Raw genomic sequence first — 23,491 nt, 5'->3', positions numbered from 1 at the left:
ACTTTGACATCCTACATCGATCCCAGCCCGGCAAATTTCGAAGCTTTCAAAAGCCTACCGCGCGACAAGCCGATCGAAATGCTGAACTTGCTGCTCTACCGCGAGAAGGCAAACTACCCGCGTGATCACGAATACGCGGCCAAAGGGTGGAGCGGGAAGGAAGCGTACCAAGAATACGCACGCGCGAGCGGTCCGATATTCGAGCGGGTAGGCGGTGAGATCGTTTGGCGCGGCGCGTTCGAAAGTATGGTTACAGGCCCGGTCGATGCACGATGGGACGACGGTTTCGTAGCCCGGTATCCGTCTGCGGGTGCCTTTTTCGAAATGATCAAAGACCCGGAATATCAGCAGGCGGTCATGAACCGAACCGCCGCCTTATCCGATAGCCGGCTCATCCGGTTCGAGCCAGGCGCCCCTGGCGGCGGCTTCGCCTGACTTCAGGCGGGGGGATTGGCACGCAGTTCGGCAATTTGCGCTTCGAGACGCGTGATCAGCTTGTCCAACTCTACCGTATTATGGGTTGCGTTCAACAAACCCATTTCCTGAGCGATAAGTAGCTCTTCCCTGTCGTTGATCGCCGTGTCGCGCGCGTCGATCAGCTTGTCGAGGGCAATTCTGTACCGTGCCACCGGTGAGAATTGGCTCAAATCCCGTCCCTTACGCTCGGCGGCCAACCTTGCTTCCCTTTCCAAGGTGAAGTCGATCGCTTCGCCGATGGTTTCCGGCGTGCGGCCCGACTTGTCGACCAGCACGTCACCGCAGAAAGCTGCGGAAGTTGCGAGGTGATGGATCGCGTAAGTTTTGAGCGCTCCGGCCTCTTCGGCTGTCAGGTCGATAGCCAACCGGTTTACGACTGCCATGTCGGATAGGTCGTACGCATCGAGCGCCGCCATCCTGACCTCGTCCCCGTGGCACGCGGACAACAGAAGCGCAGCGAAAAAGCCTAGGAAATGGGCGCGTCTCATGGATCGGAGCGATACGTCTGTCGTAGTTAAAAGGACGTAAACGCCGCGGTTTCGTCCGCGTTACAACAACCGCAGTTGGCCGCCCGTTTCGGGCTTCCGGAAAGACGACGTATCGAGTTCGAACCTAAGCTTGCCGATACCTGCCCGTTTACACGCCAAACGAAAGCGCGCACGAAACAGGTCAGCCCATACGCCGCTCGGTTTCATGCGCGAGAAGAAGTCGGGATCGTTGTCTCTACCGCCCCGAATCGAGCGGACGATGCTCATAACCTTGCCGGCTCTTTCGGGGTAATGCACATCGAGCCATTCCCGGAAGAGTGGCGCTACCTCGTGCGGTAAACGCAGCGGAATCCAACCGGCGGATTTTATCCCGAGTTCGGCAGCCTGCGCGACTATGTCCTCCATGAACTCGTCCGTGATTGCCGGAATGATTGGCGCAATCGAGCAGTGCGCAGGAATGCCGTTATCCGCCAATACCCCGAGCGCTGCGAGCCGTTTGGATGGAGCGGCAGCGCGGGGTTCGAGCTTCGCCGAAAGGTTTCGGTCGAGGCTGGTGACCGATATGGCCACTGCAACAAGGTCCCGCGTTGCCATCTCACGCAGCAGATCGAGGTCGTCCAAGACCCGGTCGGACTTCGTCGTTATGGTCACCGGGTGGCGCGCGTCGAGGCAGATTTCGAGGACCTGCCGCGTGATCCGGTACTCCCGCTCGATGGGTTGATAGGGATCGGTGTTGGTGCCCATCGCAATCGGACGGGGCTGGTAATTCGGCTTGGCGAGAGTCGCCCGCAGTAACTCGGCTGCCTTCGGCTTGGCGAAAAGCCTCGTTTCGAAGTCGAGCCCTGGAGACAGATCGTGATAGGCATGGGTCGGCCGCGCGAAGCAGTAAACGCAGCCGTGTTCGCAGCCGCGATATGCGTTGATCGAACGGTCGAAGCCGATGTCGGGTGATTGGTTGAACGAAAGGATCGTTCGCGGATGTTCTTCGGTTACAGTGGTCCGCAGTTTGACGGGAGGACCATCCAGCGTCTCCATATGATCACGCCAGTCGCCGTCTGTTTCCCTGCTGTGAAGGCCGAAGCGCTCAGACGATGCCGATGACTGTGCGCCGCGCCCCTTGATTCGTTCTGGCGGCGGTTGCTCCATAGATAGAACATATACGGAACACTGGTGCTTTGAAAAGCGTCCTATTCGCTAAGGCGCGGCATCAACTCGACGAAATTGCACGGCCGGTGACGACTGTCGAGCTGGCTGGCGAGAATCTTGTCCCATCCGTCCTTCACCGCACCGTTCGAGCCTGGAAGCGCAAAGATGTAGGTAGTCTCGGCCACAACGGCGCAGGCCCGGCTCTGAACGGTACTGGTTCCGATCATCTCGTAACTGATCCAGCGAAAAAGCTCGCCGAAGCCCGGAATATCCTTCGTTTTCACCCTTTCTAGCGCTTCGGGATTAACATCACGGCCCGTCAGTCCCGTTCCGCCTGTCGAGACGACCGCGTCGATCGCCGGGTCCGCAATCCAGCTTCGCAACAACTGGGTAAGCTTGTCTGCATCGTCGCGCACGATCTGTCGGGCTACAAGGCAATGCCCCGCATCAGCAATCCGCGCCGCAAGAATGTCGCCTGAAGTATCGTCCGCCTCGGTCCGAGTGTCCGAAACCGTCACCAACGCTAGGTTGAGCGGCTTGAACGTACGGCTCTCGTCAATTGGCACTGGGAAATTCCGGCCACTCGTTCTGTGCGAGCGCGATTCGGCTCGGTGCTTCTCCATCTCGCTGACGCAAGTAGATCCAGTAGTTGCGCATCACGATCGCGACGTAGCCGCGGGTTTCCCAGTACGGAATCGACTCCATGTAGAGCAGCGGATCGTCCTGGTCGCGAACCTCGCCATTCCAGCGAGCAACCGGGGTGAGCCCGGCATTATACGCTGCCATGACCTTCGGCAAATGACCGCGGGTCGTCCCGTTCAAGGCGAGCGCCTGAAGCGCGCGCTGTCCGAATGCCAGGTTGGTAGCGGGATCTTTAAGGTCTGCCGTATCGGCGTTCAAATTGATCGATCCCGCGTATTCGCGTGCGGCAATCGGCCTAATCTGCATCAATCCGATCGCGTTGGCGGAACTGACCACGCTCTCGCGGAAATCGCTTTCCTGCAACGCGTGCGCGAAAGCCAAGGCGGGATCGACCTGCCATCCTCCATAGGGACGGTAGGCTGCCTGGGGATAGCGTAGTGCAGGTTGGGGTGAGGCGCCGCGCGGCACGTTGTAACCCAGCCACTTTTGCGTGTCAGTGAGGCCGAGACTGCGCGACAGGCGGGCAAGGGCCGGGAACTGGTCCGCACCGCCGATCAAAGCTTCATGGCGAAGGGCCTCTCCAGCAAGGTCCATGCGCCCAAGCTCAGCCAAGGCAACAGCGTTCCGGACATTCGGCTGAGACTGCAAATCTCTCCAGTCGGAACGCGAGAACTTCTCGACAGTAAATCGGTCCGGCAGCGGAATGCCGAGCTGCTCGCGCGCTAGCATTCCATAAAGCGTTTCGTCTGCCGCCGCCGCCTGCCGCAGCATTGCCTCGGCGCGCTCCGGATTGCGGCAGCGGGTGTGCGAACGGCTTGCCCAGTAATGCGCCGCAACGCGCGATTCGATATTATCCGCGCGAGCCGCGCTGCGTTCGAATGCGTCGGCTGCGGTGCGACAGTCGCCAAGTCGCCACGCAGCGAGCCCTTCGACCCAAGCGCCCTCAGCCACCCACGGTCCGCTGCCGCTGGCGACTGACTGCGCCATTGCCAGCGACGCCGTGTCGCGGTTCTCGATGTAATAGCTCCAGGCGACCTTTTGCCGCCATTCGGTGCGGGCCTCGCGCGAGAGCGATGCTTCGATCCCGTCGAGCAGCATGCGCGCGCCGTCCGGGTCATCGTTGCTGATCGCCGCATCGATGGCGGACGCAATGTCGTCCGGCATCGTGCCGTCGCCCGTGCTGCGCGGCCGCGTGCGCTTCGAGATCGCCGACTGCCGGGTTACCGAATTGCGTGGAGGAAGTTGCGGCGCAAACGTCAGTCCGCGCTTCTCGCCAAGACGGATCATCTGCTCGGCTTGCGGAAGCTCGCGATAACGGGCGAGCCAGGCTTCGATAGCAGGCAGTTCGATACGCGGACTGTTCGGATGTAGATAGTACTCTGCAGCTAGCATGCCGTGAAGCAGGCCGGTCGGGCGTTCGCCGAGAGCGCGCGTCACCGCATCCCAATCCCGCCGATCCAGGGCAGTGAAGGCGGAAGCGTAGAAGGCGCGCTCATCCTGCGACAAAACCGTTCCGGGAAGTTCGGCGACGCCGGGCGGTATGTACTCGATGCGCTGAGCATGCGTGGGCAGGGCGGGAACTAGAGCGGCTAATACCAGCGCGCTTGCAGCTGCCGCCTTGAATTTTCGTTTGATCATCTCAGTTTATTCATCCGTCCAATCGAGCCAGCTTTCCCAGAACCTCCGCCTACGTTGCGCAGAACGCGCCAGCGCGCCAAGCGGCTGTGCGGCAAGCAGGGGTATTTTTGCGCTGCCCGCCTCCAGTTCGAACGGAGCGCGCACATCGCTTACCTCTTTGTCGACAATGACCGGCAAGAGGAACCGCCCTAAAAGCAGCACGCGTTCGGGTTTCGCCAGGACGATATGATGCCTGGCTAGCGATCCGAGACCCCTAGCGCTCTCAGCGTCCCAGTCCGGCAGCGGCGTATAGCGCGGCAGTACGCTGGCGAGATAGACGCTTTCCTTCGCCAACCCCATCGCTGCCAGCATTGAGGTTAGAAATGCACCGGCTGGCCCTTCGAGCAGCCTAGCTCGGTCGGTCTCGTTCGGGTGCGGTATCACAATCATCAGCGGCGCACCTTGCGGGCCTTCCGGCGCGACGGCCGGCCGCGTATCGCCATCTGGTAATACTTCATCCGACAACCACCACTGATTGAATGCAGAAAATTCTGCCGGCCAGTTTTCCGGGTTGCGGATCGAGCTTTCGGCGAGCGAACCGTGCGTAATACGGTCTGCAGGCGAGAACACCTTCTGGGGAGCACGAGCGGGCTTCTTGGGCGACAATTCGGCCGCTTGAGTGAGCGTGACATCTATGTTTTCCGTAGCGTCTGCCGGGTCACCAAGCCAGGCCTGCGCGTCATCGGAAAAATTGCTGTCCACCCCTGCCTCGAGCCACCATTCGAGCGCGGCTTCTGCCAGCTCCGGCAAGGGCACTTCGCGGCGCGAGGGGGAAGGTTCTCTGATCATCGCGGGAGGGCCACACCCTTGACCTTAAAGCGTGCAGCAATCAAGGAATTGTAGTCAAATCCTGCACCAAGCAAGCGAGTAGTCATGAGCGAACGTGAATCGATGCCCTGCGACGTTGTCATCATCGGCGGCGGGGTCGCCGGGATGGCAGCGGCCATCCGGCTCAAGCAACTGAACGAAGAGCTCGAGGTCGTCGTACTCGAGAAGGGCAGCGAGGTCGGCGCGCACGTCCTTTCGGGCGCGGTTGTCGATCCTCGGGCGATCGACGAACTGCTCCCCGAATGGCGGGAAATGGACTGCCCGCTCGCTCAGGTTCCGGTCACCGACAACCAGCATTGGGTGATGTCGAAATCGAAGAAGTACGAGATGCCGCACTTCGCGATGCCGCCATTCATGTCGAACAAGGGTAATTACACCGTATCGCTCGCAAACCTTACCCGGTGGCTCGGCGAACAGGCGGAAGCCCTGGGCGTCATGGTCTTCCCGGGCTTCCCCGCTTCGGAAGTGCTGTTCGATGACGATGGCGCGGTCGCTGGTGTCATTACGCAGGACATGGGGATCGCGGCTGACGGCAGCGAAAAGCCGGACTTCCAGCCCGGCATGGAAATCCATGCGAAATACACGCTGTTCGCCGAGGGCGTACGCGGCAACCTGACAAAGAAAATGAAGGAGCGCTTCGATCTCGAAGCGAATTGCCAGCCGCAGGTTTATGGCCTCGGAGTGAAAGAACTCTGGGACATTGACCCGGGAAAGCACGTTCCCGGTCGCGTGATCCATACTCAGGGATGGCCCCTATCGGAGAGCGAAAGCTGGGGCGGCGGATTCATCTACCACCAGGCGGACAATCAGGTCGCAATCGGCTTCGTAACCGCTCTCGACTACAAGAACCCGTATGTTTCACCTTTTCAGGAATTCCAGCGCTGGAAACATCACCCGGACATCGTTTCTCTACTCGAAGGCGGCAAGCGCGTCGCTTACGGTGGCCGCGCAATTAATGAGGGCGGTTGGCAATCTGTCCCGAAGCTCGCGTTTCCGGGCGGCGCGCTGATCGGCTGCGCGGCAGGCTTCGTCAACGTGCCCCGCATCAAGGGCAGCCACACTGCGATGAAGAGCGGCATGCTTGCCGCCGAAACCATCGCGGCCGCCATTGCGGATGGTAAGGAAAAGACCGAGCTTTCCGATTACGATGCAAACCTGCGTTCGAGCTGGGTCGCACGCGAACTTGAAGCGGTGAAGAATGCTCAGCCTGCCGTTTCGAAATTCGGCGGAGAGATCGGAACTGTCTTTGCGGGCATCGACATGTGGATGCGTTACCTCAAGATCGGGCTTCCGATCACGATGAAGCACGAGGCGGATTACAAGCATCTGCAGCGTGCCGACCTGTTCCGGCCGATCGAATATCCCAAGCCCGACGGGGTAATCAGCTTCGACCGGCTCACCTCGGTCGCGTTCTCCTACACGAACCACGCAGAGGATCAGCCGAACCACCTCAAGGTCTGCGACATGGAGTTGCAGAAGGAAAGCGAACTCGAAGTCTATGGTGGTCCGTCGACGCGCTATTGCCCCGCAGGCGTCTACGAATGGGTAGACGTTGAGGAGGGCGATCCGAAATTCGTGATCAATTCGCAGAACTGCGTCCATTGCAAGACCTGCGATATCAAGGACCCGAATCAGAACATTGAGTGGACGACGCCCGAAGGCGGCGGCGGTCCGAACTATCCGAATATGTGACGCAGCAAACTGCGTGCCGGTTACGGATATAGCTTACGCCAAGATCAACCTTGCGCTGCACGTACGGGGACGGCGCGAGGATGGCTATCACGACCTCGAAAGCCTGTTCGCCTTCGTCGACAACGGTGATCTTCTGACCGCTAGGCCCGCCGAAGTCGATGCGCTGGATCAGCAGGGCGAGTTTGCTGGGGCGATGGGGCTTCCGTTCGGCAATCTAGCGATGAAGGCGCTGACCGTGTTGCCGCGAGCCACCGGGATCGAAGTCACGTTGGAGAAGAACCTGCCCGTGGCCGCGGGGCTCGGCGGGGGAAGCGCAGATGCAGGAGCCGTATTCCGCATCGTTCGGGGCATGTACGGACTGCCAGACGATTGGCATGACCGTGCCGCCAAACTGGGTGCGGATGTTCCGGCCTGCGTCGAAAGTAAGACCTGCATCGGCCGCGGAACGGGTACCGAACTCGAAGCCGCGGACGATAGTCTTGCGGGAACGCCGGTCCTGCTGGTCAATCCGCGTGAACCGCTTGCTACGGCAAACGTCTTTGCTGGCTGGGACGGCAAGGACCGCGGTCCGCTAAATGGCGAGACGATACGCGAAATGTCAACGAACGGGCGAAACGATCTTGAGAGACCTGCAATATCGCTCGTCCCCGTTATTGCAGACGTCCTTGCCGCGCTCAGGGATACGAACGCATGGCTCGTCCGTATGTCCGGCTCGGGCGCAACTTGTTTCGCTTTGTTCGATAGCGAGGATGAACGGAATGGCGTCCAGCGTTCGATAAACAAGCGCCATCGCGACTGGTGGACCATGACGGGAAGACTGCGATGATAGATGGGATGCCATATCGCCAGGTTGGCGAGCCGCGAAAGGGCGGAATCATCGCGTGCGCCGATCATGCTTCCAACTTCGTACCGGACGACATTGAACTCGGCGTTCCGGACGAAGCTATGGAGCAGCACATCGCCATCGATCTGGGTGTCGAAGGTGTGGTCGAGCGTCTTGCCCGGTTCCATGACATTCCCGCTCATATTGCTGCGATAAGTAGACTTGTGGTCGATCTTCACCGCGATGAGGACGATCCCGCCGTCATGCCTATGTCGAGCGATGGCATTACGATCCCCGGCAATATCGGCGGCAATTTGGAGAGCCGCCTCGAACGGTTTCACTACCCTTACCATCAAGCGTTAGACAGTTGGATAGAGGCGGCGCAACCGTCCCTGATACTCGCCGTGCACAGCTTCACGCCTGCACTTCACAGCACCGGTGAACAGCGTCCATGGGAGGTGGGCCTGCTTTACAACAACGACGACCGGGCCGCGCAGCACGCGATCCGCTTGTTTCGCGAAAAGGGCCTTACCGTTGGCGACAACGAACCCTATTCGGGCAAGCAGCTTAATGCGACGATGGACCGTCACGCTGAAAGCCGAGGCATTCCGTATCTCACGATCGAAATCCGGCAGGACGAGATCGCTACCCGAGCGCAGCAGTCGCGCTGGGCGGACCTGATCGCGGACGTCGCTAGTTTGACGCAGCTATCGCTCAAATCTCCCTAGCTTGGCATAAAGCTAGCCTGCGCTTGATTATCGCCGCCAGCGGGGCGAGAACGCGCGGATGAGCGACACTTTCGACAAAGCCAAGCTGCCGAGCAGGCACGTTTCCGTCGGCCCCGAACGCGCGCCGCACCGGTCGTACTACTATGCGATGGGTATGACCGAGGAAGAGATCGCGCGCCCTTTCGTCGGCGTGGTCTCCGCCGGCAACGACAGCGCACCCTGCAACACTGCGCTCGATGCGCAGGCGAATGTGTGCCGCGCGGGAGTAGAGACGGGCGGGGGCACCCCCCGGCGGTTCAATACGATCACGGTGACCGACGGCATCGCGATGGGTCATCAGGGAATGAAAAGCTCGCTCGTAAGCCGCGAGGTCATTGCCGATTCCATCGAGCTATCGGTACGCGGGCATTGCTACGACGCGCTGGTCGGCTTCGCGGGGTGCGACAAGAGCTTGCCGGGCATGATGATGGCTATGCTGCGGCTCAACGTTCCGTCGATCTTCGTCTACGGCGGGTCCATCCTTCCGGGCCGTTATCACGACGAGGACGTGACGGTCGTTGATGTGTTCGAAGCGGTTGGCCAGTATGCCGCGGGTGGCTGCCCCCTCAAGGAACTGACGGCGCTCGAAAAGGTCGCCTGCCCCGGCCACGGAGCGTGCGGCGGGCAATTCACTGCAAACACTATGGCCTGCGTCGGAGAAGCGATCGGATTGTCGTTGCCGAACAGCAACATGGCGCCGGCTCCGTACAAATCGCGTGAGGAAATCGGGCTCGCGGCCGGCGAGCAAGTCATGACACTCCTTGCACGAAATATTCGCCCGCGCGACATCTGCACTAGGGCTGCTTTTGAGAATGCTGCGCGCGTCGTCGCAGCGACCGGCGGTTCGACCAATGCCGCACTCCACTTGCCGGCCATGGCGAATGAATGCGGGATCGAGTTCGACCTGTTCGATGTTGCCGAAATCTTCAAATCCACGCCTTATATCGCCGATCTGAAACCGGGTGGCCAGTATGTTGCAAAGGACATGCATGAGGCGGGCGGGGTCTACATGGCCATGAAAACCTTGCTAGACGGCGGGTTCCTCGATCCCGAACCCTTGACTGTTACCGGCAAGAGCCTGGGCGAGAACTTGGACGAGATCACCTGGAACCCGGACCAGAAAGTGTTCTACGATGTCAATCAGCCAATAACGCCGACCGGTGGTGTCGTCGGTCTCAAAGGCAGTCTTGCCCCTGAAGGCGCCATCGTGAAAGTCGCCGGGATGGCGCGGCTTCAGTTCAGCGGAGCGGCCCGAGTGTTCGACTGCGAAGAAGACGCTTTCGCGGCAGTCGAGCGCCGCGACATTGCCGAAGGTTCGGTCATCGTCATTCGCTACGAGGGGCCGAAGGGCGGACCGGGGATGCGCGAGATGCTGTCCACGACTGCGGCGCTTTACGGGCAGGGCATGGGTGAGTCAGTCGCGTTAATCACCGATGGGCGTTTCTCCGGCGCGACGCGCGGGTTTTGCATCGGCCATGTCGGTCCCGAAGCGGCGGATTGCGGTCCGATCGCGCTTGTAGAGGATGGCGATATCATAAGCATCGACGCCGAAGCGGGCACGATCGACCTCGACGTGTCCGAAACGATCCTTTTCAAGCGCCGTAGTGCGTGGCAGCCACGGACGAACGATTACCAGTCGGGCGCTCTGTGGCGCTATGCGCAGAACGTAGGTCCTGCGGTGAAAGGCGCCTTGACGCATCCGGGTGCGTCGAAGGAAACGCATGTCTTCGCCGACATCTGAACGGTCCGCAACTTGACGCTCGAACCCGTTCTTACTGCAGAAGAAATGCGGGCCGCTGAACAGCGGGCAATCACGGCCGGAACGTCTGAATGGGAGTTACTGCAGAGCGCTGGCAAAGGATGCGCAGCCGAGATCACCGCGTTCGCAAACGGCAAGCGCGTGACCGTTCTCTGCGGGCCCGGAAATAACGGCGGCGATGGTTACGTGATTGCCGAGGCGTTGCGGAAGAAGGGTGTCTCCGTCCGTGTCGTAGCCCTGACCGAGGCGGAAACGCCGACGGCGGCGAAAGCCCGCGACTGCTATAACAGTGATGTCGAGAGTGCCCACAGTGATGTCGAGGGCGATATTCTGGTCGATTGCCTGTTCGGCACCGGTCTGTCTCGGCCGTTAGATCCCGACGCACATCATTTGCTGATGCGAAACGCCGCCTTGCACCAGACCGTGGTCGCGGTCGATCTGCCGAGCGGTGTCGTCAGCAATACTGGCGAAATTCTGAACGGTGAACTTCCCAAATACGATTACACCTTCGCTCTAGGCAGTTGGAAAAATGCGCATTTCCTGATGCCTTCCAGTGCACTCCTGGGCAAGCGCATCCGCGTCGGGCTCGGCCTGGAGTTCGGCGACGTTTCGGGACATCTGTTCGGCAAACCCGCACCAACGCCTCCGGACTTCAATGCGCACAAATACTCGCGGGGAATGGTCGCGATCGTCGGGGGTGAGATGCACGGCGCCGCAATCCTCGCCAGTGAGGCCGCGATGCGTGCCGGCGCCGGCTATGTTAAGCTTGCAGGGGATACCGAGCATCCTGCGGTACCGGCTGACTTGGTCGTGGACCCCGGACCCTTGGAAGAAGTTCTCGGCGACAAGCGATTAGACGCGGTTTTGATCGGTCCGGGATTGGGACGGAACGACACAGCTAAAGCGAAACTCGAAGCGGTTTTTGTCAGCGGCAAGCCTGCCGTATTCGACGCCGACGCGCTTCACCTGATTACTCCAGCGATGTTCGAGACCTCGGAACGCCGATGCCATGTTCTTACGCCGCACGAAGGGGAGCTTGCAGTGCTATGCGAAGCTTTCGGTATCGACAGAAACACGAAGCTCGAGAAGGCGCGGAAACTCGCGGAAACGACAGGCTGCGTCGTCGCAGCGAAGGGCGCGGATACGATCGTTGCCGCGCCAAGCGCACCGATACGCTTTTTCAAACCGGCGTCGTCGTGGCTTTCCGCTGCCGGAACCGGGGATGTTCTCGCCGGGGTCGTTGTGAGCCGAATGGCAGCCGGCGAGCCGCCTCTCGAAGCTGCCTCGCAAGCGGTTTGGCTGCATGGTGAAGCTGCCCGGCAGCTCGGTCCGGCTTTCACGGCAGGCGAACTTGCCCGGCAGATGCGCCATGCTTTGGCGACTTGCCTATGACCGATAACGTAATTGTCCGCGTAGCCGCGAAGGGTGACGGGGTCACTTCAGACGGGCGGCACATTGCCGGAACCGCTCCCGGTGACCGGATACTCCCCGACGGAAGGATCGAGCCGGGCGAGCACCGGCAGAGGCCGCCGTGCCGCCATTTCGCGAAGTGCGGCGGTTGCCAGTTGCAGCATCTCGACGACGAGGCGGTTCGCCAGTTCGTGACCGACCGCGTGGTTCACGCAGCGGCAGGGCAGGGCCTCGAGCCCATTACCTTGCTGCCGACGCATCTATCGCCGCCGAGCAGCCGGCTCCGCGCGACGCTGCATGCCCAGGCTATCGGGAAGCGCGTCGTGCTCGGTTACCGGGAGGAACGCTCTCACCGGATCGTCGACATACGCGAATGTCCGGTGCTGCGGCCCGAACTGTTCCGCCTGTTCGGTCCGCTTCGCGATTTGCTTTCGCGTTACTCGCCACGGGGCAGCATCGATGTCGGGATGACCCTGACCGATCAAGGACCCGACATTCAGCTAAGCGGGATCGAGCCGGACGGGCTCGACGCAATCGAAGCGCTGACCCGTTTCGCCATGGACAACAATCTGGCGCGGCTAACGCTCGACCAGGGGTTCGGGGCGGAAACCTTCTACGAGCCGCAGCCAGTGACCGTGACGTGGAACAACATTCCCGTCAGCTTTCCGGCAGGCGCTTTCCTGCAAGCCACGCAAGACGGAGCCGAGAGACTGATCGCCGATACGAGGGTCGGCGTTGCGAACGCGGAAAGCGTTGCGGATTTCTTTTCCGGTCTCGGCATGCTGGCGTTCGGTGTTGCGGAAGGCCGCAGCGTTGCTGCGTTCGAAGCGGCCCGCGATGCCCACCTCGCCTGCCGTCAGGCTGCCGCGACGGGCGCTTTACATGTGGAAGCGCATCACCGCGATCTCTTCCGCAACCCCTTGCAACCGGATGAGCTTTCGAGGTTCGACGCGGTGATACTCGACCCTCCGCGCGCCGGCGCCCGCGAGCAGATCGCTTCAGTCGCGAAGAGCGAGGTTCCGCGCGTCGTCTACGTCAGCTGCAATCCCTCCAGTTGGGCTAGGGATGCGCAGACGCTTTGCGAAGCGGGGTTCCGATTGGAGACCTTGCGCCCCGTCGGACAGTTCCGCTGGGCCACGCATGTCGAACTGACCAGCGTTTTCACGCGCGGCTAGTGCCGGTTTAGCGTTCCACGACCTTGGCTTCGGCGAAAGCGAGCAAGCCGCCGTAGGTTTCGAGCATTTCGCCATCGACATCGTCGTCTTCGATGATGATTTCCAAACGATCCTCGATCTCGGTCAGCAAACCGGCCACCGCCATCGAATCGAGCTCGGGCACGTGGCCGAACAAGCCGCTATCTGCCGAGAATTCTGCGACACGGTCTTCGTCGAGGCCGAGCACGTCGCGCAAGATGCTACGAAGCGTCCGGTCGATCTCGGCGCGGGGCGGACCGGCTGCATCGAGGGCCTCGGTATCGCCCACCGAGGCACCACCCTCTTTGCCCCTGCATCCTTCGGCCGTTCGAATATCCATGCTTCCTCGCCGCGCCCCTTGTTGGCTTTGGTTGTGCGGGCCGCCATAGACTTCGGGAAAACGCCGCGCAAGCCGGGCGCTTCCGAGCTCTTTCGCAGCACGCTGAGCCATTGCTAAGACGGTGAGCTTTAGGCAGGGAACGGGTTCGATGACCGATCTACCGCATCAGACACTCGATCCTGTGCCGCGCCCGCTCGATCATATTTGCGAGTTTGGCCGCGCGGACGATCCGGCGCTTGCGGTAAAGACCGGGACGCTGACCTACGGCGAACTGCGGACGCGCATCGCGACAATGGCCGGATGGCTTGCCGAGCGATACACGCCGGGTACGCGCGTTGCGAGCTGGGCAGCGAAGGGCGAGCTGACATGTGTTTTGCCGCTCGCTGCGGCGCGCGCCGGTCTGGTCCATGTGCCCATCAACCCGTTGCTCAAACGCGCACAGGTCGCCCACATCCTAAGCGATAGCGGAGCGGCGCTGCTGGTCGCGACGAATTCCCGGCGTTCGTCGCTCAATGCTATAGATGTTCCAGCAGGCTGCACGGTGATGGATGAGGGCGAGGCCATCGCCTGCGCAGCCGAAGCAGGCGCAAGGCTTCCGATCTCGAAGCACGATCCGGACGATCTGGCTGCAATCCTCTACACCAGCGGCTCTACCGGCAGGCCCAAGGGTGTCATGCTTAGCCACGCGAATATGTGGCTCGGCGCGGTCAGCGTTGCGCATTACCTCTCCATGGACCGCGACGATAGGACCCTTGCCGTACTGCCGCTGTCGTTCGATTACGGGCAGAGTCAGCTTTTCTGTACCTGGATTGCCGGAGGCTGCGTTTACCCGCTCGATTATCTCTTTCCTCAGGACGTCACCAAGGCCTGTGCGCGCCACCAGATAACGACGCTCGCCGGCGTTCCGCCGCTTTGGCGGCAACTGGTTGCTGTCGATTGGACCGAAAAGGCTTCGCAGTCCCTGCGGCGCATAACGAATAGCGGCGGCGCTCTGACGCGGGAGCTTGTCAGCGAGCTTCGACAAAAGTTACCGAAGACACGCATCTATCCAATGTACGGCTTGACCGAGGCGTTCCGTTCCACCTTCCTCGACCCGGCAAAGGTCGCTGAAAAGCCGACGTCGATGGGTCAGGCGATCCCTTTTGCCGAAATACTCGTAGTGGCCAATGATGGCAAAGCGGCGGGCACGGGACAAGAGGGCGAACTCGTTCACTGCGGTCCGCTCGTTGCGAAGGGTTACTGGCAAGATGCGGAGCGCACCGCTGCTCGCTTCAAATCAGCGCCGGAGTGGTCCGAGTACGGCGGCACGGCTGTGTACTCAGGCGATACGGTGCTGCGTGATGCGGACGGCGACCTTCATTTCATGGGCCGCGACGATGCCATGATCAAGAGCGCGGGCAACCGGATCAGTCCGCAGGAGATCGAGGAGGCTGCGCTCGCAACCGGCGTCGTTTCGGATGCGGCCGCTTTCGGAATGGTCGACCCCGACCTCGGTCAGGCTGTTCATCTGGCGGTGGTTGGAAATCAGTCAGACGAAGAGCGGCTACGCCGCGAACTTTCGCGCGAGCTTCCGAATTTCATGATGCCTGCGCAGTATCACTGGTACGCGCGTTTTCCGGTCAACGCGAACGGCAAGCTGGACCGCACAGCGCTCGAGCAGGAGAAACTGGCTGCGAGGACACCCGAATGAAGCCGCTCGGCCCAATTCCTGAGCATTTTTCTGCGCGCGAGGAGCAGTTGCTGCTCGGCGGCGAGACCGCTGCGCACTGGATTTCCGAAGCGGGCGATACGCCACTGTTCGTCTACAGCAGTACAATTATCGGACGGAAGGTCACTGATTTCCGCAGCGCCATGCCAGGGCGGCTAAAGCTGAATTACGCTATTAAGGCCAACCCGTTTGCACCGGTGCTCTCGCTGATGAAAGGATTGGTGGACGGGTTCGACATCGCATCGGGAGGCGAGCTCGAACTGGTGCGAGCGGCAGGGATCGAATGCGACCGCGTCAGCTTCGCCGGTCCCGGCAAGCGAGATGACGAGCTCCGTAAAGCGCTACAGGCAGGTGTGGTCCTGAACTGCGAATCGGAAAGCGAAGCGCGTCGCACCATCGCTTTGGCGGAACAGTTGGGCGAAACGCCGCGTATCGCAATCCGCGTCAATCCCGATTTCGAACTGCGCGGATCGGGCATGAAGATGGGGGGCGGGGCCAAGCAATTCGGCGTTGACGTCGAGAGGGTCGTGCCGATGGCGAAGCTATTGTTCGAGGCCGGCTGCGATTTCCGTGGGTTCCATATCTTCACCGGAAGCCAGTCGTTGGACGGCGAAGCGATCATCGAGACGCAGGCGAATGTGCTCGTTCTGGCCGAAGGATTAGCGCGCGACATCGGACGGCCCATCGCTTCGCTCAACATCGGCGGAGGCTTCGGCATCCCGTATTTCCACGGCGACACCGCGCTAGACCTAAGACCGATCGGGGAAGCTTTGGAAGCGTGCTTCGATGAACTGTCAGAGAACCTGCGCGATACGGAAATCCATAGCGAGTTGGGGCGTTACCTCGTCGGCGAAGCGGGCGTCTACCTGACGCGGATCATCGACCGGAAGGAGAGCCACGGCGAAATCTTCTTGATTACCGACGGCGGGCTCCATCACCAGCTCGCCGCGTCCGGCAATTTCGGTACGGTCGTCCGCCGAAACTATCCGGTGGCGATCGCAAACCGGTTTTCCACAGAGCCTACTGAAGTCGTCTCGGTCGTCGGCTGCCTGTGCACACCCCTCGACCGTCTGGCGGACAAGGCGCTTCTACCGCGAGCAGAGGTCGGCGACATCGCCGCGGTATTCTGTGCGGGCGCTTACGGGGCAACCGCGTCCCCAGCGCAGTTTCTCGGTCACGGACCCGCTACCGAAATGCTGGTTTGATCTGACGACCAGCGTTCTATGCACTGTTCGCGTACGGGACAGGCATTCTCGCTCCCGGTGTAATCGCGCACTATTTGCTTAAGAGCGTTTGCCGGTGGTCTAGTACAGGAACGAAGACGATGGGGTTCGCTAATAGGGACAGGTTTGCGCACGGGTTGAGCGCATTCGAAGGTTCTTCAGGAAGCGACGAAACCGATCTGCGGGAGCGCATCGCGCAGCTCGAAGCGCGGATCGACGAACAGGAAGACGCCATGCGCCGGATGCTGTTGATCGTGACCGACTACCTGGAAGCAGACGGCAAGCGCCGCCTCTGAGGGCGACGCTTCCCGAATTTCAACATGTAACCTTAGCGGGCGTCGACCAGGACCACTTCGGCGTCCTCGAGCGCCTCCACTTCCAGCTGTTCTTCACCCTTGACGGCTATGCCGTCGCGGGCCTGCGCCGTAACGCCATTGACTTTAATCGAGCCCTTCGCCGCAACGAGATACTGGTGGCGCTGCGGGTCGGCCTGCCAGGTTGCGGTCTGTCCAACCTTGAGCGTCGTCGCCGCAACCTTCGCATCGCTGCGGATGAGCAGCGAACCGTCCGCTTCCGGGCTGTCGCTGGCTAGTATCTCAAACTTGCCGCCGCGCGCCTCCTTCGGAAACTCACGCTGTCCCCATTGCGGCTCTCCGCCAGCCTGGTCAGGTAAAATCCATATCTGGAAAAGGGTGCAGTCTTCGCCTTCGGCATTGACCTCCGAGTGCCGAACGCCCGACCCGGCGCTCATTACCTGCACATCGCCCGCAGCAGTTCGCCCGCGGTTGCCCATCGAATCCTCATGCGTGATCGCACCCGACCGAACGAAGGTGACGATTTCCATGTTCTGGTGCGGATGCGGCGGAAAGCCGGCGCGCGCGCCGATCGTATCGTCGTTCCAGACGCGTATGGAACCCCAGCCCATGCGGGACGGATCATGATAGCCGGCGAAACTGAAATGGTGGTGCGCGTCGAGCCATCCGTGGTTCGCATGGCCCAGAGTATTGAAGGGTCTTACTTCGATCATCGATTTTCTCGCATCGGCAGGGCTGCTTGATCTGCCGGAAGACCTTTCAAATGAGAGGCCAGGCCGGGGATTTCAAGCCAGCCCGTTACTCGTGGCCTCCATGGCCGAGCGCAAGGTATTCCGCGCTGCGCATCTCCTGCAGGCGGCTGACGGTTCGCTCGAACTCGAAACGTCCGTCGCCGGCCTGGTAAAGCTCGCTTGGGCCAACGGCAGCGGTTGCGAACAGCTTGACCCGCGCCTCGTAAAGAGCGTCGATCAGCGAGACGAAACGCGCCGCTTCGTTGCGCATGTCCGGTCCCATCTGCGGGATGCCGACGATTATGACCGTGTGGTACGCCCGCGCGATGGCGAGGTAATCCGCTGCGCCTCGAGGTTCTCCGCACAGCCGCTTGAAGCTGAAGACCGCGACGCCGCGAAAGCTCTTGGGCACGTGAATCGTCCGCTTGCCGCCGACCTCCAACTCGCGCGAGGGTACGTTGTCCGCGTCTTCCGGGCTGTGGTCGGTGAGGCGGAAGAAGGCTTCGCGCACTCGCTCCGTGGCGGGCGGGCCGAGCGGCGTGTGCCAACTGTCGATGCCCGAAAGCCGCTCCATCCGGTAATCGGTCGGCCCGTTGAGCGGCATGACGTCAAGCCGCTGCCGGATCAGGTCGATGAACGGCAGAAAGTGCTCGCGGTTGAGACCGTCCTTGTAAAGATCGTCCGGCGGCCGGTTCGAGGTGGTGACGATCGTGACCTCCTCGTCCACAATCAGCGCGCGGAACAGGCGGCTCATGATCATCGCGTCGGCCGAGTTGTTGACGACCATCTCGTCGAAGGCGAGCACATCGAGGTCGCCGCCGAGCGCGCTTGCGACAGCCGGGATAGGATCGCCGCTTTCGCTCTTGCGCGCTTCGCGAAGGGCGGCGTGGACCTCCTGCATGAAAGCGTGAAAGTGGACGCGGCGCTTGGCTTTGACCGGCAGGGTTTCGTGGAACAGGTCCATCAGCATCGACTTGCCGCGTCCCACGCCACCCCACATGTACACGCCCTCAACCGGGTCGTCGTCCGAGGCGAAGATGCGCGACAGGAAGCCTTGCTTCCGGTCATCGAGTAGTTCTTCCTGAAGCCGTTGCAGACGCTCTGCCGCGTTACGCTGGTCCGGATCCTTCTGCAATTCGCCCGATGCGAGCAAAGCATCGTACCGCCCCAGAATACCCATTACCGGTCCGGGCTGGAGGACTTGCGCAAGATCCCGCTGAAAGCCGCGACGACATGCTCTTCCTGCACGACCTCGCCGCGCACGAACACAAGGCGGCCAGTCTCGCGCACGACTTCGGTCACGGCGTCGAGCGGCTTGTCCGGATCGCCTGCGCCGACGAACTGCGTCGACAGCTCTAACGTGACCGCGCCGCTTCCGTCGCTATCGCCCGCTACGTGCATTCCGGCGAACAGTGCAATGTCGATCAGCCCGAGCGTGGCGCCGCCGTGGACCATCTTCTGCACATTGGCGTGTTTGCGCTGCGGGAACATCCGTAAGCGGCACCTCGCGCCTTCCTTTCGCACGCGCAGTTCGCCGAGGACCGCCCGGTTGTAGAGCGTTTCGTCGCCGACGTCCCAGCTGTACCAGCCGGGTTCGCCGTCGATCGCCTCGTAGCGTATGAAGCTCGGAACGTTACTCATGAAATGCAGCGACGCCGCAGCTTACAGATTGCGCTCGACCTGCATTTTCTTGATTTCGGCGATCGCCTTGGCGGGCGAGAGCCCCTTGGGGCAGACGTTCGCGCAGTTCATGATCGTATGGCAGCGGTAGAGGCGGAAGGGGTCTTCAAGATCGTCGAGCCGCTCGCCGGTCATCTCGTCGCGGCTGTCCGCGAGCCAGCGGTAGGCCTGCAGAAGGATCGCCGGTCCGAGGAACTTGTCCGAGTTCCACCAATAGGACGGGCACGCCGTCGAACAGCATGCGCACAGGATGCATTCGTAGAGCCCGTCGAGTTGTTCGCGCTGTTCGGGTGATTGCAGCCGCTCCTTGCCCGAAGGGGTGGGACTGACCGTCTGCAGCCACGGCCGGATCGAGGCGTATTGCGCGTAGAAATGCGTGAAGTCGGGCACCAGGTCCTTCACCACGTCCATATGCGGCAGCGGGGTGATGCGAATCTCGCCCTTCAGGTCTTCGATCGCGGTAGTGCAGGCGAGACCGTTCTTGCCGTTGAGGTTCATCGAGCAAGACCCGCAGATGCCTTCGCGGCAGGACCGGCGAAAGGTCAGCGTCGGATCGATCTCGTTCTTGATCTTGAACAGCGCGTCGAGAACCATCGGGCCGCAGTCGTCGAGGTTGACCTCGAACGTATCGTAGCGCGGGTTCGCGCCGCTATCGGGATCGTAGCGGTAGATCTTGAACTTCTTGATCCGCCCCGCACCCGGTTTGTCGCCAGCCAGCGTGTGGGACTGGCCCTTGCCGGTGATGCGCGAGTTCTTGGGGAGCGTGAGAGTAGCCATTATCTTCCGGGTCCTTTTCGAATTACGGCCTATCTAGCGACTCTGGCCGCCGACACAAGAAGCGCGCGGCAATCCGCCGTTTTTTCAGCTCTTTTCCTACAGGATGGAACACATGGAACACACTCCAGATACTTAAAAACTCGCCCTAGACAGGCAGGAGCGAAAGTGAGGAAAGGAACGGTGCGGGCATGCGCAGCGTCTACTCGGTATGATGCAAGTAGGACAGGAAAGCGCGGACTGGCCGCGGCGGGCGGCGATCTTCGGCGCGAGCGGCGGTATCGGCCGCGCGCTGGCAAAGGAACTCGCGGGGCGGGGTGTGTCCGTTCTTGCAGCCTCGCGTGCCGGTGCTGACCTCAGCATTGCTGGCGCAGAACCCTTCGCGTTCGATCTGACTGATGAAGGTAGCATCGCGCGCGTCGCTCAGGTGATGTCAGGCGATCCGCCTGACCTCGTGATCGTCGCGACGGGAGCGCTGACCCTGTCTGGCGGGGAAGGGCCTGAGCGAAGCTACAAGCACATCGATGCGAAGGTGATGCAGCGCATCTTCGCTGTCAACACGATCGGACCGGCACTCGTCGCCAAGCATATGCTGGCGCTCTTTAAGCGAGACCGCCGCAGCGTCTTCGCCGTGCTCTCTGCCCGTGTCGGGTCTATTGAGGACAACCGGATCGGCGGATGGCATTCCTACCGTGCGAGCAAGGCCGCGCTCAACATGCTGGTCCGCAATTTCGCCATCGAACTCGGGCGCACGCACAAACACGCGATTGCGGTCGCGCTTCATCCAGGAACGGTCGATACGAGCCTGTCCGAACCGTTCCAGGCGAACGTGCCGGACGAGCAGCTGTTTGCTCCCGCTCGCGCCGCGCGGCAGCTGTTTGACGTGATCGACGGGCTGGGCACCGAGGACAGCGGCAAGCACTTCGACTGGCAGGGCAAGCCCGTTCCGGCGTAGGTTTGAACCGAAAACGAAAACGTCCCGCGACCCGGCAGGGTCACGGGACGTATCGCGTCAGCTAGGGGCAATTATTCTCCGAACGTGCGCTGCCACCAACCCTTGCGCGGCTTGGCGGTCTCGACCGTACCAGCACTTTCATCAGAGCCGGCCTTGGCCTTTCTGCCGCCTCTGGCGGGTGCTGCCTTCTCGTCGTTGGACGCATCATTGGCGGCTTGCGCGTCGGCAGTCTGCTTCGCATCGTCCGGTCCGCTGACACCTGCGCTGTCGTCCTTCAGCTGCTCGCTAGACGGTTTCGCGTTCGCCTTGGGCTTGGGTTCGGCCTTCTTACGCGCGCGGCGAGGCTTCTTCTCGCTCTCGGCAGGCTTCTCCTCGCTGTCCGCAGAGCAGTCCCGGGCGGAAGCGTCCGCTTCGGCAGCCTTGTCCGCCTCGATCTGCGCCTTCGTGCGGCGCGGCTTGCGAGGCTTCTTGGCAGGCGCTTTGCCTTCTTCGGACTTGTCGGCCATTTCTTCGGCAGTTTCCGCAGCCCCATCGGGGCCGGACACGACAGCGATATCGTCCTGCATCTGATCGGCCACTTCCTTCATTTCGGTAGCGTCGATCTCGTTCTGATCCGATTTCTGCTGCTCACCGTTCTGGCCGTTCTTCTTGCGTCCGCGGCCGCCGCGGCGCCGGCGACGCTTCGGCTTGTTCTCGCCGTTTTCGTCATCGGAGTTGCTGTCGGAGCGGCTGTTCTGCGTATCGTTCTCGCCGCCCTCATCAGAGCGGTTCTTGTTACGCCCGCGACCGCCGCGCCGCCGCCGGCGACGTCTGCCGTTCTGGTCGTTGTCGTCCTCGTCAGAATCGTCACGCTCATCGGTATCGTCGAAGTCGTCTTCGATCTCGTCATCTTCGGGGTCGTCGTCGACGATGGCTTCGAACTTGGGCGCGTCGGTCGGTTTGGGTCCGGAACTAGCGACGCTCATCTTGGCGCCTTCGTCCTCGCCTTCGGGAACGACCTCGACATTGACGCCGTAGCGGCGCTCGATCTCCTGCAGGTCGGCACGCTTTGCGTTAAGCAGGTAAATCGCCGCCTCGGTGCTTGCGGATAAAGTGATGTTCGTGCCCTTGCCCTTGGCCGCTTCCTCTTCAATCAGACGAAGCGCGGACAGACCGGCGCTGGATGCCGTGCGTACGAGACCCGTGCCGTCGCAGTGCGGGCAGTCGCGGGTCGAGGCTTCCAGAACGCCGGTGCGTAGCCGCTGGCGGCTCATTTCCATCAGGCCGAAGCCGGAAATACGTCCGACCTGAATGCGCGCACGGTCGTTCTTGAGCGAATCCTTCATGCACCGCTCGACCTTGCGGATATTGCCGTGCCGCTCCATGTCGATGAAGTCGATCACGACGAGGCCCGCCATGTCGCGCAGACGAAGCTGGCGGGCGATTTCCTGCGCCGCTTCGAGGTTCGTGCTGAGCGCGGTCTGCTCGATCCCGTGTTCCTTGGTGGAACGTCCCGAGTTGATGTCGATCGACACCAGCGCCTCGGTCGGGTTGATGACGAGATAGCCGCCCGACTTCAGCTGCACGACCGGATCGTACATAGCCTTGAGCTGGTCTTCCGCACCGTAACGCTGGAACAGCGGAACGGGATCGGAATACGCCTTAACCCGCCGCGCGTGGCTGGGCATGAGAAGCTTCATGAAGGCCTTGGCGGACTTGTAGCCCTCCTCGCCCTCGACGATCACTTCCTCGATATCGCGGTTGTAGATGTCACGGATCGCGCGTTTTATGAGGTCGCTATCCGAATGGATGAGCGCAGGCGCGGTCGAACCGAGCGTCCGTTCGCGGATCTCGTCCCACAGGCGGGCGAGGTAGTCGAAGTCACGCTTGATTTCGGGCTTGGTGCGCGAAAGTCCGGCGGTGCGGACGATCAGGCCCATGGAGCGCGGCAGCGACAGGTCGCTGACGATCTGCTTCAAGCGCTTGCGGTCGCTGGAGGAGTTGATCTTCCGGCTGATGCCGCCGCCGTGGTTCGAATTGGGCATCAGGACGGTGTAGCGCCCGGCAAGGCTCAGATACGTGGTGAGGGCAGCGCCCTTGTTGCCGCGCTCTTCCTTGACGACCTGGACGAGCAGCACCTGGCGGCGCTGGATGACATCCTGGATCTTGTAGCGGCGGCGCAGGGCCTGCCGTCGTTCGCGCACGGCATCGACGGCCTTGGCGCGGGCCTGTGCCTTGCCGTTCTTCTGCGGTTTTCCGCCACGGCCGCGGCGCGGCCGGCGACCGCGGCGCGATGAGGACGAGCCGTCTTCGTCGTCTTGATCGTCGTCATCATCATCGTCGTCATCGTCGCTGTCGAGATGACCTTCTTCGATCGTGGAAACCTTGTCCTTTTCCGAGGTGTCGATTTCCTCGACGCCGTCTTCGGCGAACTCTTCTGCAAGAGCTTCGGCGGATTCGTCTTCCGCGTCGTATTCCTCGCCCGGGGAGTGACCTTCGTCCTCTTCCTCCGCGCGGAGGCGTGCTTCCTCTTCGGCAGCGGCCGCTTCTTCTTCGAGCAGCGCAAGCCGGTCGTCGTGCGGAATCTGGTAATAGTCGGGATGGATTTCGCTGAAGGCGAGGAACCCGTGCCGGTTGCCGCCGAAATCGACGAATGCGGCCTGCAGCGATGGTTCTACCCGTGTTACCTTGGCGAGGTAGATATTGCCTTTGATCTGCTTGTGTTCGGCAGATTCGAAATCGAATTCCTCAATCCGGTTTCCCTTGAGAACGGCCACCCGCGTTTCTTCCGGGTGGCGCGCGTCGATGAGCATACGCGTTGCCATTGAATAGTCTCCACGCGCACTGCACCGGGCCGCAATCGGGCTGGGCGATGCGCGTTATCT

Annotated in this window: 22 protein-coding genes; 11 read left to right on the top strand and 11 right to left on the bottom strand. The window is 61.5% G+C overall.

Going from position 1 to position 23,491, the window contains the following annotated elements; all coding sequences use genetic code 11:
- Positions 1–3 precede the first annotated feature (3 nt).
- The gene (locus tag HUV48_RS02725; RefSeq protein WP_225871484.1) at positions 4–435 is read left to right on the top strand and encodes a DUF1330 domain-containing protein; all 432 of its coding nucleotides are present in this window, start codon (positions 4–6) and stop codon (positions 433–435) included.
- Positions 436–437: 2 nt separating this feature from the next.
- Here the strand turns inward: HUV48_RS02725 and HUV48_RS02720 are convergent, their stop codons facing one another.
- The 5 genes from HUV48_RS02720 to HUV48_RS02700 all read right to left on the bottom strand — a co-directional run bounded on the left by HUV48_RS02720 (position 438) and on the right by HUV48_RS02700 (position 5,219).
- Entirely contained in the window at positions 438–893 is a 456-nt protein-coding gene (locus HUV48_RS02720) for a hypothetical protein (protein ID WP_176266225.1), read from the bottom strand.
- Positions 894–1,025: 132 nt separating this feature from the next.
- Positions 1,026–2,111: a PA0069 family radical SAM protein gene (locus HUV48_RS02715; RefSeq protein ID WP_176266224.1), complete on the bottom strand. Its 1,086-nt coding sequence runs from the start codon at positions 2,109–2,111 to the stop codon at positions 1,026–1,028.
- A gap of 41 nt (positions 2,112–2,152) precedes the next feature.
- Positions 2,153–2,677, bottom strand: a complete 525-nt coding sequence (moaB, locus tag HUV48_RS02710) for a molybdenum cofactor biosynthesis protein B (protein WP_176266223.1) — start codon at positions 2,675–2,677, stop codon at positions 2,153–2,155.
- Positions 2,667–4,391: a lytic transglycosylase domain-containing protein gene (locus HUV48_RS02705; RefSeq protein WP_176266222.1), complete on the bottom strand. Its 1,725-nt coding sequence runs from the start codon at positions 4,389–4,391 to the stop codon at positions 2,667–2,669. Before HUV48_RS02705 ends, moaB begins: the two co-directional genes overlap by 11 nt.
- Before the next feature lie 6 nt (positions 4,392–4,397).
- Positions 4,398–5,219, bottom strand: coding sequence for a uracil-DNA glycosylase family protein (locus HUV48_RS02700; RefSeq protein WP_176266221.1), 822 nt, complete (start codon positions 5,217–5,219; stop codon positions 4,398–4,400).
- 84 nt (positions 5,220–5,303) lie between these two features.
- Here HUV48_RS02700 and HUV48_RS02695 point away from each other — a divergent pair, with 84 nt between their 5' ends.
- From HUV48_RS02695 to HUV48_RS02670, 6 genes are read left to right on the top strand one after another with little or no spacing between them, the layout of a single operon-like run.
- On the top strand, positions 5,304–6,950 hold the full coding sequence (locus HUV48_RS02695) for an electron transfer flavoprotein-ubiquinone oxidoreductase (RefSeq protein ID WP_176266220.1): 1,647 nt from the start codon (positions 5,304–5,306) through the stop codon (positions 6,948–6,950).
- A gap of 13 nt (positions 6,951–6,963) precedes the next feature.
- The gene (locus HUV48_RS02690; protein ID WP_176266219.1) at positions 6,964–7,776 is read left to right on the top strand and encodes a 4-(cytidine 5'-diphospho)-2-C-methyl-D-erythritol kinase; all 813 of its coding nucleotides are present in this window, start codon (positions 6,964–6,966) and stop codon (positions 7,774–7,776) included.
- Positions 7,777–7,784: 8 nt separating this feature from the next.
- The gene (locus HUV48_RS02685) at positions 7,785–8,501 is read left to right on the top strand and encodes an N-formylglutamate amidohydrolase (protein ID WP_225871483.1); all 717 of its coding nucleotides are present in this window, start codon (positions 7,785–7,787) and stop codon (positions 8,499–8,501) included.
- Between the two features lie 58 nt (positions 8,502–8,559).
- The gene (gene ilvD, locus HUV48_RS02680) at positions 8,560–10,281 is read left to right on the top strand and encodes a dihydroxy-acid dehydratase (protein ID WP_176266217.1); all 1,722 of its coding nucleotides are present in this window, start codon (positions 8,560–8,562) and stop codon (positions 10,279–10,281) included.
- Positions 10,282–10,293: 12 nt separating this feature from the next.
- Positions 10,294–11,691 carry an NAD(P)H-hydrate dehydratase gene (locus HUV48_RS02675; RefSeq protein ID WP_176266216.1) on the top strand — a complete coding sequence of 466 codons (1,398 nt, stop codon included), beginning with the start codon at positions 10,294–10,296 and terminating at the stop codon, positions 11,689–11,691.
- On the top strand, positions 11,688–12,884 hold the full coding sequence (locus HUV48_RS02670; protein WP_176266215.1) for a class I SAM-dependent RNA methyltransferase: 1,197 nt from the start codon (positions 11,688–11,690) through the stop codon (positions 12,882–12,884). Before HUV48_RS02675 ends, HUV48_RS02670 begins: the two co-directional genes overlap by 4 nt.
- Positions 12,885–12,891: 7 nt before the next feature.
- On the opposite strand, the gene HUV48_RS14480 is transcribed toward HUV48_RS02670, so the two are convergent.
- Entirely contained in the window at positions 12,892–13,242 is a 351-nt protein-coding gene (locus tag HUV48_RS14480; protein WP_176266214.1) for an acyl carrier protein, read from the bottom strand.
- 148 nt (positions 13,243–13,390) lie between these two features.
- On the opposite strand from HUV48_RS14480, the gene HUV48_RS02660 reads away from it, so the two are divergent.
- The 3 genes from HUV48_RS02660 to HUV48_RS02650 all read left to right on the top strand — a co-directional run bounded on the left by HUV48_RS02660 (position 13,391) and on the right by HUV48_RS02650 (position 16,469).
- Positions 13,391–14,932, top strand: a complete 1,542-nt coding sequence (locus tag HUV48_RS02660; protein ID WP_176266213.1) for an acyl-CoA ligase (AMP-forming), exosortase A system-associated — start codon at positions 13,391–13,393, stop codon at positions 14,930–14,932.
- Positions 14,929–16,155: a pyridoxal-dependent decarboxylase, exosortase A system-associated gene (locus tag HUV48_RS02655; protein WP_176266212.1), complete on the top strand. Its 1,227-nt coding sequence runs from the start codon at positions 14,929–14,931 to the stop codon at positions 16,153–16,155. Before HUV48_RS02660 ends, HUV48_RS02655 begins: the two co-directional genes overlap by 4 nt.
- Positions 16,156–16,310: 155 nt before the next feature.
- Positions 16,311–16,469: a hypothetical protein gene (locus tag HUV48_RS02650; protein WP_176266211.1), complete on the top strand. Its 159-nt coding sequence runs from the start codon at positions 16,311–16,313 to the stop codon at positions 16,467–16,469.
- Between the two features lie 32 nt (positions 16,470–16,501).
- Here the strand turns inward: HUV48_RS02650 and HUV48_RS02645 are convergent, their stop codons facing one another.
- The 4 genes from HUV48_RS02645 to HUV48_RS02630 form a co-directional block, all read right to left on the bottom strand.
- Positions 16,502–17,200 carry a pirin family protein gene (locus tag HUV48_RS02645; RefSeq protein WP_176266210.1) on the bottom strand — a complete coding sequence of 233 codons (699 nt, stop codon included), beginning with the start codon at positions 17,198–17,200 and terminating at the stop codon, positions 16,502–16,504.
- Between the two features lie 85 nt (positions 17,201–17,285).
- Entirely contained in the window at positions 17,286–18,398 is a 1,113-nt protein-coding gene (gene zapE, locus HUV48_RS02640; RefSeq protein ID WP_176266209.1) for a cell division protein ZapE, read from the bottom strand.
- Positions 18,398–18,859: a PaaI family thioesterase gene (locus HUV48_RS02635; protein WP_176266208.1), complete on the bottom strand. Its 462-nt coding sequence runs from the start codon at positions 18,857–18,859 to the stop codon at positions 18,398–18,400. Before HUV48_RS02635 ends, zapE begins: the two co-directional genes overlap by 1 nt.
- A gap of 21 nt (positions 18,860–18,880) precedes the next feature.
- Positions 18,881–19,675, bottom strand: a complete 795-nt coding sequence (locus HUV48_RS02630; protein WP_176266207.1) for a succinate dehydrogenase iron-sulfur subunit — start codon at positions 19,673–19,675, stop codon at positions 18,881–18,883.
- A 208-nt stretch (positions 19,676–19,883) separates the two neighbouring features.
- On the opposite strand from HUV48_RS02630, the gene HUV48_RS02625 reads away from it, so the two are divergent.
- Positions 19,884–20,627, top strand: coding sequence for an SDR family NAD(P)-dependent oxidoreductase (locus tag HUV48_RS02625; RefSeq protein WP_176266206.1), 744 nt, complete (start codon positions 19,884–19,886; stop codon positions 20,625–20,627).
- A 71-nt stretch (positions 20,628–20,698) separates the two neighbouring features.
- Here the strand turns inward: HUV48_RS02625 and HUV48_RS02620 are convergent, their stop codons facing one another.
- Entirely contained in the window at positions 20,699–23,431 is a 2,733-nt protein-coding gene (locus HUV48_RS02620; RefSeq protein ID WP_176266205.1) for an Rne/Rng family ribonuclease, read from the bottom strand.
- Between the last annotated feature and the right edge of the window lie 60 nt (positions 23,432–23,491).

The sequence above is a fragment of the Qipengyuania atrilutea genome (genome assembly GCF_013370205.1).
In the GTDB taxonomy this organism is placed as follows: Bacteria; Pseudomonadota; Alphaproteobacteria; order Sphingomonadales; family Sphingomonadaceae; genus Actirhodobacter; species Actirhodobacter atriluteus.
This window is presented reverse-complemented; position numbering and strand designations above follow the sequence as displayed.